Origin of the sequence: Paracoccus sp. PARArs4 (assembly GCF_947311865.1) — a bacterium.
Classification (GTDB): Bacteria; Pseudomonadota; Alphaproteobacteria; order Rhodobacterales; family Rhodobacteraceae; genus Paracoccus; species Paracoccus zeaxanthinifaciens.
The window spans coordinates 42,817-54,856 of record NZ_CAMZMW010000004.1 but is presented as its reverse complement, the minus strand read 5'-3'; the positions used below and the strand labels follow the sequence as shown (position 1 = coordinate 54,856).

General features: G+C 66.7%; 15 protein-coding genes and 1 tRNA gene. 3 read left to right on the top strand and 13 right to left on the bottom strand.

All coding sequences use genetic code 11. The features are described 5' to 3' along the window. Positions 1 to 13 precede the first annotated feature (13 nt). The 10 genes from QMZ16_RS04305 to QMZ16_RS04260 form a co-directional block, all read right to left on the bottom strand. Positions 14 to 91, bottom strand: a tRNA-Pro gene (locus QMZ16_RS04305). 79 nt (positions 92 to 170) lie between these two features. Continuing rightward, positions 171 to 638: a MerR family transcriptional regulator gene (locus QMZ16_RS04300; RefSeq protein ID WP_282602275.1), complete on the bottom strand. Its 468-nt coding sequence runs from the start codon at positions 636 to 638 to the stop codon at positions 171 to 173. A gap of 15 nt (positions 639 to 653) precedes the next feature. After that, the gene (ihfA, locus tag QMZ16_RS04295; protein WP_022707177.1) at positions 654 to 956 is read right to left on the bottom strand and encodes an integration host factor subunit alpha; all 303 of its coding nucleotides are present in this window, start codon (positions 954 to 956) and stop codon (positions 654 to 656) included. 110 nt (positions 957 to 1,066) lie between these two features. Then, positions 1,067 to 2,152 (bottom strand): TRAP transporter substrate-binding protein DctP, encoded by a 1,086-nt coding sequence (gene dctP, locus QMZ16_RS04290; RefSeq protein WP_282602274.1) that lies wholly within the window; start codon positions 2,150 to 2,152, stop codon positions 1,067 to 1,069. 25 nt (positions 2,153 to 2,177) lie between these two features. Next, positions 2,178 to 3,500, bottom strand: coding sequence for a TRAP transporter large permease subunit (locus QMZ16_RS04285; protein WP_282602273.1), 1,323 nt, complete (start codon positions 3,498 to 3,500; stop codon positions 2,178 to 2,180). Then, the gene (locus QMZ16_RS04280) at positions 3,490 to 4,011 is read right to left on the bottom strand and encodes a TRAP transporter small permease subunit (RefSeq protein ID WP_282602272.1); all 522 of its coding nucleotides are present in this window, start codon (positions 4,009 to 4,011) and stop codon (positions 3,490 to 3,492) included. The genes QMZ16_RS04285 and QMZ16_RS04280 overlap by 11 nt, the downstream gene beginning before the upstream one ends. Before the next feature lie 131 nt (positions 4,012 to 4,142). Next, positions 4,143 to 5,114: a beta-ketoacyl-ACP synthase III gene (locus tag QMZ16_RS04275; protein ID WP_282602400.1), complete on the bottom strand. Its 972-nt coding sequence runs from the start codon at positions 5,112 to 5,114 to the stop codon at positions 4,143 to 4,145. Then, positions 5,114 to 6,211 (bottom strand): phosphate acyltransferase PlsX, encoded by a 1,098-nt coding sequence (plsX, locus tag QMZ16_RS04270; RefSeq protein WP_022707172.1) that lies wholly within the window; start codon positions 6,209 to 6,211, stop codon positions 5,114 to 5,116. The genes QMZ16_RS04275 and plsX overlap by 1 nt, the downstream gene beginning before the upstream one ends. A 22-nt stretch (positions 6,212 to 6,233) precedes the next feature. After that, positions 6,234 to 6,440, bottom strand: a complete 207-nt coding sequence (gene rpmF, locus QMZ16_RS04265) for a 50S ribosomal protein L32 (protein ID WP_022707171.1) — start codon at positions 6,438 to 6,440, stop codon at positions 6,234 to 6,236. A 271-nt stretch (positions 6,441 to 6,711) separates the two neighbouring features. After that, positions 6,712 to 7,248, bottom strand: a complete 537-nt coding sequence (locus tag QMZ16_RS04260) for a DUF177 domain-containing protein (RefSeq protein ID WP_282602271.1) — start codon at positions 7,246 to 7,248, stop codon at positions 6,712 to 6,714. Positions 7,249 to 7,377: 129 nt separating this feature from the next. Between QMZ16_RS04260 and QMZ16_RS04255 the strand changes: the two genes are divergently transcribed. Beyond that, complete coding sequence (locus QMZ16_RS04255; RefSeq protein WP_022707169.1) at positions 7,378 to 7,827, top strand: outer membrane protein assembly factor BamE; 450 nt, start codon at positions 7,378 to 7,380, stop codon at positions 7,825 to 7,827. On the opposite strand, the gene QMZ16_RS04250 is transcribed toward QMZ16_RS04255, so the two are convergent. Continuing rightward, on the bottom strand, positions 7,817 to 8,842 hold the full coding sequence (locus QMZ16_RS04250; RefSeq protein WP_282602270.1) for a serine hydrolase: 1,026 nt from the start codon (positions 8,840 to 8,842) through the stop codon (positions 7,817 to 7,819). The genes QMZ16_RS04255 and QMZ16_RS04250 overlap by 11 nt on opposite strands. Before the next feature lie 102 nt (positions 8,843 to 8,944). Between QMZ16_RS04250 and QMZ16_RS04245 the strand changes: the two genes are divergently transcribed. Beyond that, the gene (locus tag QMZ16_RS04245) at positions 8,945 to 9,685 is read left to right on the top strand and encodes an SseB family protein (RefSeq protein ID WP_022707167.1); all 741 of its coding nucleotides are present in this window, start codon (positions 8,945 to 8,947) and stop codon (positions 9,683 to 9,685) included. Positions 9,686 to 9,725: 40 nt separating this feature from the next. Continuing rightward, positions 9,726 to 10,418 carry a CDP-alcohol phosphatidyltransferase family protein gene (locus QMZ16_RS04240; RefSeq protein WP_282602269.1) on the top strand — a complete coding sequence of 231 codons (693 nt, stop codon included), beginning with the start codon at positions 9,726 to 9,728 and terminating at the stop codon, positions 10,416 to 10,418. Between the two features lie 16 nt (positions 10,419 to 10,434). On the opposite strand, the gene QMZ16_RS04235 is transcribed toward QMZ16_RS04240, so the two are convergent. After that, entirely contained in the window at positions 10,435 to 10,623 is a 189-nt protein-coding gene (locus QMZ16_RS04235; RefSeq protein ID WP_022707165.1) for a hypothetical protein, read from the bottom strand. A 116-nt stretch (positions 10,624 to 10,739) separates the two neighbouring features. Next, positions 10,740 to 12,014, bottom strand: a complete 1,275-nt coding sequence (gene fucP / locus QMZ16_RS04230; RefSeq protein WP_282602268.1) for an L-fucose:H+ symporter permease — start codon at positions 12,012 to 12,014, stop codon at positions 10,740 to 10,742. Positions 12,015 to 12,040: the final 26 nt, after the last annotated feature.

Sequence of the window (12,040 nt, the reverse complement as noted above, 5' to 3'; positions counted from 1 at the left end):
GGCGTTTTCGGAATGGTCGGGCCGGCGAGATTCGAACTCGCGGCCTTCCGCCCCCCAGACGGACGCGCTAACCAGGCTGCGCCACGGCCCGACGCGCTCCGTATAGTGCGATCCGGCGGGGATGCACAAGACCTGCAGAGCGGAAATCTTCATGAAAACGACGAACTTGTTCAGCCGAGACGCGTCAGCGCGTCATGGGCCTGTCCCAGCAGGGGAAAAACGCCGCGACGGCGCGCATCCGCAGGGGTGATGTCGCGCAGAAGGCGGGTCAGATGTCCGAGGCGGGCAAGCCATGCGGGGGTTGCGTCATGCGCGACGGGTTCAGGTGCGGGCGCTTCGGTCGCGGCGGGCGCGGGTTCGGCGATGCGACCCAGGCCCAGCTTGCGGACAGCCTCGCCACGGTCGGCGCCGATCTGCTTCTTCGCGCCGCGAATGGTCAGCCCGTCATCGCGCAGCAACACGCAGATGCCCGCGGCCAGCGCCACATCCGCAGGGCGATAATAGCGCCGCCCGTCGGGGCGCTTCATCGGTCTCAGCTGGGCGAATTGCGTTTCCCAATAGCGCAGGACATGGGGCGCAACGCCGATCAGGCTTGCGACCTCGCCGATCGAACGGAATGCCTCTGCGCCTTTCTGCATCGGGGCTTGCGGTTCCTATCGCTTGTTGCCGGCGGCAACGCGGTCCTTCATCAGATGCGAGGGCCGGAAGGACAGCACCCGCCGCGGCGTGATCGGCACCTCTTCCCCGGTCTTGGGGTTCCGGCCGATGCGTTCGTTCTTGTCGCGCACCGAGAAGGTGCCGAAGGACGAGATCTTGACCTGTTCGCCACGAACCAGTGCATCCGAGACATGGTTCAGCACGCTTTCGACAAGCTGTGCGGATTCGTGACGCGACAGGCCCACTTCGCGGAATACCGCTTCGGCAAGATCCATCCGGGTCAGCGTCTTGTCGCCCATGATCAGTCCTCTTGAATAGGGGGAAGGATGGTGCTGTTTGACCTGCCTGTCAACGAGAAGGGCGGGGAAATCGTTCCCCGCCCGATACTTGTCGCTCTATCCGAGGGCAATCAGTTTGCGCAAGCCTCGATCGCCGCAAGGTCCGGACCGTTCGGCGTGCGGCCCAGGTTGAACGGGGCCGAGGCGTCGCGCCAGCTGCCATAGTCCTGCAGGTAGGACAGCTGGCTGGCATAGACCTTGGCCGAGAGCGGGTTCTCGCAGGCGACCTCGGTGATGGTCTCGTTGGCCATCTGCTGCACCTGCTCCAGCGCGGCATCGTCGAGGCGCGTGATCTCGATCCCGGCCTCCTGGAACTGGGCATAGGCTTCGGTGGCGCGCTTCTCGGTGAAGGCCAGCGACCACAGGAGCGTGGCATCGGCCGCGATTTCCAGCCGCTCGCGCGTCTCGTCGTCCAGCGCGTCCCATGCGGCCTTGTTGATCATCACGCCGAAGATCGAGGACGACTGGTGCCAGCCCGGCGTCGACCAGTATTTCGTGACCTGCTGGAAACCGCCCGAGAAATCGACGTTCGGGGTCGAGAATTCCGACCCGTCGATCACGCCGCGCTCCAGCGACTGATAGATTTCGCCGCCGGCCATGCTGACCTGGTTGCCGCCCAGCTTCTCCAGCAGCTTGCCCTGTTCCAGGCCCGACAGGCGCAGGCGCAGGCCCTGCAGGTCGTCCAGCGTGCGGATCGGCTTGTCCACGGTGCGGAAGCCCGATTCGTTGTTCGTCACACCATAGGGCAGGTAGACCATGCCGAACTTGCCATAGACCTCGTTATAGAGATCCGCGCCGCCCCATTCCTGGATCCAGTTCACGTAATCGACCGCGTTGAACAGGCTGGCGGTCGTGGCCAGCGGCGAGAACGCGCTGTCGCGGCCCGCCCAGTAGCCCGGCCAGTCGGCGCCCGCCTGGATCGTGCCCGATTCGACCGCGCCGAAGACCTCGCCCGCGGGGACCAGGCTGCCGCCCTCGTAGAACTCGATCGTCAGCTTGTCGTCGTCGACCAGCTTGTTGGCCAGATCGACCCAGTGCTTGTCCAGCTCGATCAGTTCGAGGCTGGACGGCCAGGTCGTGGTCATCGTCCAGTTTTCCGACAGGGCGGGCGTGGCGGCTGCCAGCGCGATGCCCGCGGCGGTCATCAGGTGTTTCATCTCTCTCTCCTCCGTTGGTATGTCGTCAGCCGTAGATCGCGGCGGGAAGCCAGGTGACCAGGGCCGGGAACAGGATCATCAGCACGCACATCAGGATCACGAGGCCGATGAAGGGCAGGACGCCCATGATGATGTCGCCGGTGCGCACCTCGGGGGGCGCGATGGCCCGCATGTAGAACAGCGCATAGCCGAAGGGCGGCGACAGGAAGCTGGTCTGCAGCACGACGGCCATCAGGACGACGAACCACAGGGGATCGATCCCCATCTCGCCCACCAGCGGCAGGAAGATCGGGAAGGACAGCAGAACGATGCCCGTCCAGTCGAGGAACATGCCCAGGATGAACACGACCAGCAGCATCACCGCGACCAGGGTATAGGGATCCTCGGCCAGGCCGCGGATCAGGTCCTGGCTGGCGCGCAGGCCGCCCGTGATGTTGAAGACGCCCGTGAAGGCGGTCGCGCCGACCACGATGAACAGGATCATGGCGCTGGTGCGCCCGGTCTCCAGCAGGGCCGAGTAGAAGGTCGCCCATTGGAAGCGGCCGCGGAAGATCACGATCAGCAGCGCCAGGACCGCGCCGATTGCACTGGCCTCGGTCGCGGTGGCGACGCCGGCCAGAAGCGAGCCAAGGATGCCCAGGATCAGGATCAGCGGGGGAACGGCCTCGACCAGCAGCATGCGCCACATGGCGCCGCGGCTGATGCGTTCGTCATCGGCGACCTTGGGGGCCCAGTCGGGTTTGAACCAGGCGATGGCCGCGACATAGACCGCATACATCAGTCCCAGAAGCAGCCCCGGCACCATCGCGCCCGCGAAGAGCTGCCCCACCGACAGGCCCGGCGCATAGGATGCCATCAGGATCAGCATGATCGAGGGCGGGATCAGGATGCCAAGGCACCCCGACGCGCCGATCAGGCCCGTCGCCAGCCGCTTGTCGTATCCGTATTGCAGCATGGGGCGCAGCGCCATCATCCCCATCACGGTGATGGATGCGCCGATGATGCCCGTGGTCGCCGCCAGCAGGATCGAGATGAACACCACCGCAAGGCCGAGGCCGCCGGTGACGCGGCTCATCAGGTGGCGCAGTGCCTCGAACATGCGGTCGGTCACGCCGCTGTCGGACAGGAAGCGCGCCATCAGCACGAAGAGCGGAATGGCGATCAGGACGTAATTGTCCAGCACGTCCCCGAAGATGCGGTTGATGACGATGCCCAGCACCATCGGCTTGCCCGCGATGAACGCGCCCAGGACGGCGGTGCCGCCCAGCACGAAGGCCAGCGGGTGGCCCAGGAACAGGCCCAGCAGAAGCAGGCCGGACATGACCAGGGCGATGGTTTCACCGGACATCGAGCACCTCGGAATCGGGGATGTGGGTCGCGCGGTTCAGGATCAGCTTCAGCACCTCGGAGACGCCCTGGATCAGCAGGAGCACCGCGGCGACGAACATCGCCATCTTCAGCGGATAGACGGGCAGCTGGACCGCGCCATAGGTCAGTTCGCCCTGGTTCCACGAGGTCATCGCGAAATCCCAGCTGCGACGTGCGAAGATCCAGGCGAAGGGGAAGAAGAAGATCACGTAGCCCACGACCTCGGTCCAGCGGCGCAGGGTCGGCCCCATCCGCGAGGTCAGCAGGTCCACGCGCACATGCGACTGGTGCCGCAGCGCATAGCCGCCCAGCATGATGAAGTAGAAACCATAGAGCTGCTTGGTCACGTCGAACGCCCACCGGGTCGGCTGACCCAGCACATAGCGCATGAAGACGTCATAGATGATGATGACGGCGAAGAGCAGCGCAACGACGGACACGACGCGCCCGACAAGCTCGTTCACGCCGTCGATCAGACGGACAATCGGCAATGTAAGGACCCTCCCCAGAGTCTGTGGCGCGATGCTGCACCTGCATTGTCTGCAGTCTTGAGGAAGGGTTCCCTTGTGTCAACCGCCCGCTGGACGGAAAATCATTCCGGGATGTGGAACGGTGCCGCGCCTTACCAGCGCAGCACGACCGAGCCCCAGCTGAGGCCGCCGCCGATGGCCTCGGTCGCGATGACCTGGCCCTGCTGCAGGCGGCCTTCGCGATCCGCGATGGACATGGCCAGCGGGATCGAGGCGGCCGAGGTGTTGCCGTGATCGGCGACGGTCAGGACGACCTTCTCCATCGGCAGGCCCATCTTCTGGGCGGTCGCGGTGATGATGCGCAGGTTCGCCTGGTGCGGGATCATCCAGTCGACATCGGCATCGGTCAGGCCGGCCTTGGTCAGCGAGGTCGTCGTCGTCTTGGCCAGCTTGTCGACCGCGTGGCGGAAGACCAGGTTGCCCTGCATGCGCAGCTGACCCGCGGTGCCGGTGCTGGACACGCCGCCATCGACATACAGAAGTTCGCGATAGGACCCGTCGCTGTTCAGGTCCGAGGACAGGATGCCGCGATCGTCGCTGTCGCCGTGACCCTCCTGCGCCTCGAGGATCAGCGCGCCCGCGCCGTCGCCGAACAGCACGCAGGTCGAACGGTCCGTCCAGTCCATGATGCGGGAAAACGTCTCGGCGCCGACGACCAGCACGCGTTCGGCAAGGCCCGCGCGAATCATCGCGTCGGCATTGGCCAGCGCGAAGACGAAGCCCGCGCAGACGGCCTGCACGTCATAGGCGAAGCCGCGTTTGATCCCCAGCCCGGACTGCACCATCGTCGCCACGGCGGGGAAGGTGAAATCGGGGGTCGAGGTCGCAAGCACGATGCCGTCGATATCCTGTGCGGTCAGGCCCGCGCGTTCCAGCGCGGCCTTCGAGGCCCGGATCGCGAGGTCGCTGGTGGTCTGACCCTCGGCCGCGAAGTGGCGGCGTTCGATGCCGGACCGCGAGCGGATCCATTCATCGGTGGTGTCCAGCCGTTCCTCGAACCAGCTGTTCTCGACAACGCGTTCGGGAAGATAATGTCCGGTGCCACGGACGACTGAGCGTCGAATCACGAAGATGCTCCCGTTTCGCCGGTCCCGGTGGCCTGCGCCACACGTGCGGCGAGACGGTCCTGGAACCCGGATTTCGCCAGCGTGAATGCCAGCTTGATCGCGGCGGATACGCCCGTCGCATCGGCCGAGCCGTGCGATTTCACGACCGTGCCGTTCAGCCCCAGGAAGATGCCGCCGTTAACGCGCCGCGGGTCGATCCGCTTCTGCAGGCGCCTGAGCGAGGTCATCGCCAGAAGCGCCGCGAATTTCGACATGAGCGATTTCGCGAAGGCGTCCTTCAGGAACTCTCCCACCAGCTTGGCGGTGCCTTCGCCCGTCTTCAAGGCGATATTGCCCGTGAAGCCGTCCGTCACGATGACATCCACGCGAGACGAGGGCAGGTCGCCCCCCTCGACAAAGCCGACATATTCGTAATGGGCATCGGCTGCGGCGTCGCGGATCATCTCGTCCGCCTGCTTCAGCTCGGTCCGGCCCTTGTGTTCCTCGGTGCCCACGTTCAGCAGGCCGATGCGGGGCATTTCCAGCCCCAGCCCGTTGCGGGCATAGGACGTGCCCATCAGCGCGTATTGAAGAAGGTCGTGGGCATCCGCACGGATGTCGGCGCCGACATCCAGCATGATGTTGAAGCCCTGCGGATTGCGCGAGGGCCAGAGGCACGCGATCGCGGGCCTGTTCACGCCCGGCAGCTTGCGCAGGCGCAGCATCGACATCGCCATCAGCGCGCCGGTATTGCCGCAGCTGACCGCGACCATCGCCTCGCCCTCGCGGACGGATTCGAGGGTGGACCACATCGAGGTGTCCCGACCCTTGCGCACGACCTGCGAAGGCTTGTCGTCCATCGTCACGACGCCATCCGCGTGGCGGATATCGCAGCGGCCCGCAAGCGATTTGCGCCGCCCGATCAGGCGGCGCAGCTCGGCCTCGTCGCCATGGACGATGAAGCTGATCTCGGGGTTCTTCTCGGCACTGGCCGCCATGCCCGCGACGACTGCGGCGGGACCGCGGTCGCCACCCATCGCATCGATCGATATCACCACGCTGCCCGGCTGTTCCGGGCTGCGCGACATATTGGATGACGCGTTGTCGACGGTCATGAGGATGCGCCGCTAACCCGGATCAGGCTGCGTCGTCGTCCAGGTCGATCTCGTTCGCCTGCGCAACGACCTCGCGGTCGGCATAGTGGCCGCAGGACGGGCAGACGTGATGCGGACGCTTCAGTTCGCCGCAGTTCGAGCATTCGTTCGGGTTGCCCGCAACCAGCGAATCATGCGCACGACGCATGCCACGCTTGGACCGGGTTACGCGATTCTGAGGGACAGCCATGTCACCACCTCGGTTGTCAGGGTGCAGCGCCGCAACGCCTTCGCACCGGTAGATTTGAATTCGTAAATGAACCGCGCAGATACGCCATGACGGCCCCGCCCGCAAGCCCTCGTGGCCGGGCAGGCGTCGCATTTGCGCAAGGTTTGTCGTCGAATCCCCTCATTCCAGCTTCCGTGGAGGGATGCAAGCCGCCATTTGGCGTCCTTCTGTTGCATCCGCGACACGGGGCAGCGGCCGGGGGATTCGCGCGACGGGCCGCGAATCCCCCCGCTCAGGACTCCTGGTCCTTGCCCCCCAGCAGCTTGTCGAGATCGGCGAAGGGGCGGCGGGTATCGACCGGGGCCGTGTCCTCGTCGGATGCGGGGGCGTCCAGTTCGGCATCGGGCGCGCGCGGATATTCGGGCAGCGCAAGGCTCAGCGCCTCGGTCATGATGGCGGTCAGGTCGATGAACTGCCCGAGCGGCTCCAGATCCTCGTCGGGCATCTCGATCTCCTCGCCCTCGGGAATGTGAAGATCGGGCGAGAAGCGCAGCGAGACAGGGCTTTCGACATCGCTGCGCACGGGCTTCAGCGTGACGACGCAGGGCTGGGTGACGCGGGCCTTCAGGGTGCCGGTCAGCTTCCAGCCCTCGCGGCCCTCGGCGCGGACATTGCCCTGGAAATCCAGACGGGACAGCTGTTCCAAGCCCAGTTCGCCGGCGATGGCCTGGCGCGCATCGGCATCGGGACGCAGGTGGAAGGGGTTCGCGGCATTGGGGTTCAGATGCGCCACGCGCAGGCGCTGCGGATGCGATGCGGGATCGGTCATGGGGCCTCGGGGGTTGGCTCGGGGACGGGTGCGATGCGCGATCACGTCCGGATTGACATTCTTGAGCGCGGGTGCCGAGTTTGCTAGGCAAGGCAAGCCGCGTCAACCGCCCCAAGGAGAGACCACATCATGCACGCCATCAGAAGCCTGATGACATTGGCATTTCTGGCGCTTCTGGGCGTCGCGGCCTGTTCGCCGACCTATCGCAACCACGGCTATGTCCCGCCCGAGATCGACCTGGCGCAGGTCCAGGTGGGCCAGACCACCCGCGAGGATCTACCCGCGCTGATCGGCCGTCCCTCGGCCCAGGGGCTTCTGACGGGGTCGGGCTGGTACTATGTCGGGTCGCGCTGGCGCCGCATCGGCCCCGCCGCTCCGCAGGAAATCGAGCGTCAGGTCGTCGCCGTGTCCTTCGCGGAATCGGGCGTCGTCAGCAATGTCGAGCGTTTCGGCCTGGAACGCGGGCGCATCGTGTCGCTGTCGCGCCGCGTGACGGATGGCAGCGTGACCGAGATCTCGCTGATCGGTCAGCTTCTGGGCAACCTGGGCAACTTCCAGGCCGCCGACTTCATCGAGTGATGCCGTCGGCCGAGGCGACCAGCTCGCGCGCCAGCGCGTGCAGGTCGTCGCGGTACCCGGTCCGTGCCGAAGGGCTGTCGGGGTCCGAGGTGATGGCGATGGCCATCGCGGCCCTGTCGCCCATCCGCGGCAGGACATAGATCATCTGCCCGCCATATCCCCAGCCGAACCGCACGGGCCGCCCGGCCATCGAGCCGATGAACCAGCCATAGCCGTATCCCTGGCCGCTGAAGACCGACCGGGTCCGCCTGCGCCAGCTGTCCTCGATCCAGGTTTCGGGAATCACCTGCCTGCCGCCCGCCATGCCGTGACGGGCATAGGCCGCGCCGAAGGCCAGCAGCGACCGCGTGCTCATCGCCATCTGGTTCCCGCCCAGATAGATGCCCTGCGGATCGCGGTCCCATCCGGTGATCCGGAAGCCGGGGATCTGTCCCAGCCAGTCGCGCGCGGTTTCCAGCAGCGGGCGTTCCGTGATGCGCGTCAGGATCGCCGCGACAAGATGGGTCGAGGCGGTGGAATACTGCATCCGCTGGCCGGGATCCTGCACGAAAGGCGCGGCCAGCGCGGCGCGGACCCAGTTGTCGCTGGCGACCCACCGCCCGTAATTCGGCCCCGATTGCCGTTCCAGCCCCGCCTGCATCGACAGAAGCTGGCCCAGGGTGATTTCCTGCAGGCGCGGATCGGGGTCGGCGGGCAGGTCGCGGCGCAACAGTGGCGCGATGCGCTGGTCCGGCCCCTCCAGCAGGCCCTTGCCGATGGCGATGCCCGCCAGCGCCGAGATGACCGATTTCGAGGCCGACTTGATGTTCGTCGGATCGTCCGGGGTGAACGCGCCATAGCCCTGGGCCGCGACCTCCTTGCCGCCAGTGCCGTCATCGCACCAGACGGCGACGGCCCGCAGGCGGTCCAGCCTGCGCGCATCGACAAGGATGTCGCCCAGCCCGGCATGCGCGATGCGCGGGGTGGCAAGGCATGACGCCGCAGCGGCGCCGAGGATCAGGCTGCGTCGATTCATGGCGCGGATATTGCGACCATTCCGCACCGGGTTGCAATCGCGGCTTGCCCTGCAAGGGCCGCAGGGACTAGGGCAGGGCGATAAAAGGAAGGTGAGGGGCCCATGACCGCGCTCGATGATCTTGCAACCGTGTCGTTTCACGATGCGCCCTCGGCGCTGCGCGCCAGGATGCTGTCGCGGCTGGCCGATACCGAGCTGTTCGTGGCCCTGACCCGCGACCCCGAGGGCGACGAGATCGAGCTGCGGACCTTTCCGCTGGACGAGACCCCCGTGGCGCTGGCCTGCGACGCCGAGGATCGGCTGGCGGGCTTCATGGGCGGCCCGGTCGCCTATGCCGCGCTGCCGGGGCGGGTGCTGGCGGACCTTCTGCGCCGGCAGGGCACGGGGCTGCTGGTCAATCCGGGCCACCCGTCCGAGATGCTGCTGGATGCGGGTCTGCTGGACTGGCTGGCCGGGGCGCTGTCCTCCGCGCCGACCGCGGACGAGGCGCGGCTGCGCCTGACCGCGCCCGCGCCCGTCACCGTCAAGGCGCTGGTCCAGCCGCTGTCCGAACGGCTGGCCGACATGCGCGGCCTGATCGCGGGCGCCGCGCTGGTCGGCGTCGGAGGAGAGGCCGACGGACCGGCCTCGCATCTGCTGCTGATCGCGGGCGCCCCCGACGACCGCCAGCCCGCCATCGCCAAGGCCCTGTCCGAGACGCTGGCCTTCCTGCCCGAACAGCCGGGCGGGGTCGATATCAGCTTCTCGGATGCGGATGTTCCCGTCTCGGCGCTGCGCTTCGATCTGAGCCTGCCCGAACAGCCCGAGCCGCCGAAGCCGAAAGGCCCGCCGATCCTGCGCTGATCCGGTTGCGCAGCCAGCCGCAAGCTGCGACAACATCGCGATGCAGATCCGTCACAAAGCACTTGCCGTCCATCTTCTGACCGCCACCGGGGCGGTCCTGTCCATGCTGGCGATGCTGGCGGCCGCGAACGGCGAATGGGCGCTGATGTTCCTGTGGCTGGTCTTCGCCTTCGTCGTGGACGGGATCGACGGTCCGCTTGCGCGCCGCTATGACGTCAAGCGCAACTTCGCCGCCTATGACGGCGTGCTGATGGACCTGATCATCGACTATCTGACCTATGTGTTCATCCCGGCCTTCGCGCTGTTCCAGTCGGGCCTGCTGTCGGGCTGGACGGGCTGGCTGGCAATGATCGCCATCGTCTATGGCAGCGTCGTTTATTTCGCCGACAGCCGGATGAAGACGCTGGACAACAGCTTCGCGGGCTTTCCGGGCTGCTGGAACATGGTGGTGCTGGTGCTGTTCGCCGTCAGGCCGCACTGGGTCGTCATCCTGGCGATCGTCATCGCGCTGACGGTCGCGATGTTCACCAACATCAAGTTCATCCACCCCGTTCGGACCGAGCGCTGGCGCGCCATTTCCCTGCCGATGGCGGTCCTGTGGGTCGTCTTCGCGGCGCGCGCGGCCTGGGTGGATTTCCACCCCTCCAGCTGGGCGATCTGGGGCCTGGTGATCACCTCGGCCTGGCTGCTGGTGGCGGGCGCCGCGCAGCAGCTGATCCCCGCCCGTCGCTGAGGGCCCCGCGAAGGGCTCAGGCGGGCAGGCCGGCCACGCGGCGCAGCATCCGCAGCCAGCCCATCGGGCGACGGCCCCGCGCATGGCGCGCGTTCAACGCGGCGATCTGGTGGGGCAGCATGAACAGCCCCTCGGTCGGGCGGGCGGTGCCCTTCATCATGCGGCGGCCTTCTTCCGTGCCATAGATCCCGAAATGTCCAAGCATGTTGCGATCCTTCTGTCGTTCACATGCCCTATGTTTGCGCAAACACGGAATTGGACAAGCCCGGTTCGCCGCAATGCCGCATTGCGGCAGGCACATGGCGAACCGGAGGATCGGCGTCAGCCCCGCGCGGGGTGACGCAGGTCGAACAGGCCGAAGCCCGCCACCACGAGGAAGCACAGCCCCGGCACGACATAGCTGACGGCCGCGCCATAGGCATCCAGCGTCGCGCCCTGGATCAGCGGCATCAGCGCCCCGCCCAGGATTGCCATGACAAGCCCCGCCGCGCCGAACTTCGTGTCGTCGCCCAGCCCGTGCAGCGCGATGCCGTAGATGGTCGGGAACATCAGCGACAGGCATGCCGACAGCATGACGACCGCCCAGACCCCGATCAGGCCGGGATCGGAGGCGGCGAAGAAGCACAGCGCGGTTCCCGCCAGCGCCATCACCGTCAGCAGCAGCGCGGGGCGGATCACCCCCATGATGCCCACCATCACGAATCGCGAGATGAGGAACACGATCAGGCTGGCCTGAAGGTACCAGCCGGCCTGTGCCTCGGTCCCGCCGACGGTGCCGATCACGTACTGGATCGTGAAGGTCCAGGCACAGGTCTGCGCCGCGACGTTGAAGAACTGCGCCAGCACCCCGAAGACGTAATGGCGGTTGCCCATCAGCCGCTTCAGCGTGCCGCCGACCTGGACGTCGGCCGCGCTGGAGGCGACGGCCTCGCGTTCGGCGGGCATGCGCATCATGGCCATCAGCACCCAGATGGCCAGCAGCACGAAGGCGAAGCCGACATAGGGGGTCATGACGGCCGACAGCTCGGCCTGCTGGATCGTGCGCAGGGCCTCGGGGGCCATCTGCGCGCGTTCCGCATCGGTGGCGGGGTTCAGCTGCGGCAGGATCAGCGTGGCCGCAAGGAACACGCCGATATTCGTGCCGACGGGGTTGAATGCCTGCGCCAGGTTCAGGCGGCGCGTGGCGTTGCCCTCGGGGCCCATCGCGATGACGAAGGGATTGGCCGAGGTCTCAAGGATCGACAGGCCACCCGCCAGCAGGAACAGCGCCGCCAGGAAGAAGCCGAAGGTCATCGCCTGCGCCGCCGGATAGAACAGGAACGCCCCCGCGATCGCGCAGCCCAGGCCCGTCAGCACGCCGGTCTTGTACGAGAAGCGGCGGTTGATGAAGGCGGCGGGCAGTGCCAGCAGGAAATACGCCCCGTAATAGGCGAACTGCACGAAGGACGCCTGAAGCGTGGACATCGAGAAGATTCGCGAGAAGACCTGCACCAGCGGGTCGGTCATGTTCGCGGCGATGCCCCATGCGGCAAAGCAGGTCATCAGCAGAATGAAGGGCATACGCATGCCCGGATGCACGAAACGCGGCTGGCTCATGGCCCTGGTCCTCCTTGGCGGTCCCC

What these genes read in the sequence shown, in the direction of transcription:
- ihfA (WP_022707177.1), bottom strand. Translation starts at nt 956, where the DNA reads ATGGGCGACAAGACGCTGACCCGGATGGATCTTGCCGAAGCGGTATTC.
- QMZ16_RS04255 (WP_022707169.1), top strand. Translation starts at nt 7,378, where the DNA reads ATGCACGCCATCAGAAGCCTGATGACATTGGCATTTCTGGCGCTTCTG.
- QMZ16_RS04300 (WP_282602275.1), bottom strand. Translation starts at nt 638, where the DNA reads ATGCAGAAAGGCGCAGAGGCATTCCGTTCGATCGGCGAGGTCGCAAGC.
- QMZ16_RS04250 (WP_282602270.1), bottom strand. Translation starts at nt 8,842, where the DNA reads ATGAATCGACGCAGCCTGATCCTCGGCGCCGCTGCGGCGTCATGCCTT.
- QMZ16_RS04235 (WP_022707165.1), bottom strand. Translation starts at nt 10,623, where the DNA reads ATGCTTGGACATTTCGGGATCTATGGCACGGAAGAAGGCCGCCGCATG.
- QMZ16_RS04240 (WP_282602269.1), top strand. Translation starts at nt 9,726, where the DNA reads ATGCAGATCCGTCACAAAGCACTTGCCGTCCATCTTCTGACCGCCACC.
- QMZ16_RS04245 (WP_022707167.1), top strand. Translation starts at nt 8,945, where the DNA reads ATGACCGCGCTCGATGATCTTGCAACCGTGTCGTTTCACGATGCGCCC.
- fucP (WP_282602268.1), bottom strand. Translation starts at nt 12,014, where the DNA reads ATGAGCCAGCCGCGTTTCGTGCATCCGGGCATGCGTATGCCCTTCATT.
- plsX (WP_022707172.1), bottom strand. Translation starts at nt 6,211, where the DNA reads ATGACCGTCGACAACGCGTCATCCAATATGTCGCGCAGCCCGGAACAG.
- QMZ16_RS04285 (WP_282602273.1), bottom strand. Translation starts at nt 3,500, where the DNA reads ATGTCCGGTGAAACCATCGCCCTGGTCATGTCCGGCCTGCTTCTGCTG.
- QMZ16_RS04260 (WP_282602271.1), bottom strand. Translation starts at nt 7,248, where the DNA reads ATGACCGATCCCGCATCGCATCCGCAGCGCCTGCGCGTGGCGCATCTG.
- rpmF (WP_022707171.1), bottom strand. Translation starts at nt 6,440, where the DNA reads ATGGCTGTCCCTCAGAATCGCGTAACCCGGTCCAAGCGTGGCATGCGT.
- dctP (WP_282602274.1), bottom strand. Translation starts at nt 2,152, where the DNA reads ATGAAACACCTGATGACCGCCGCGGGCATCGCGCTGGCAGCCGCCACG.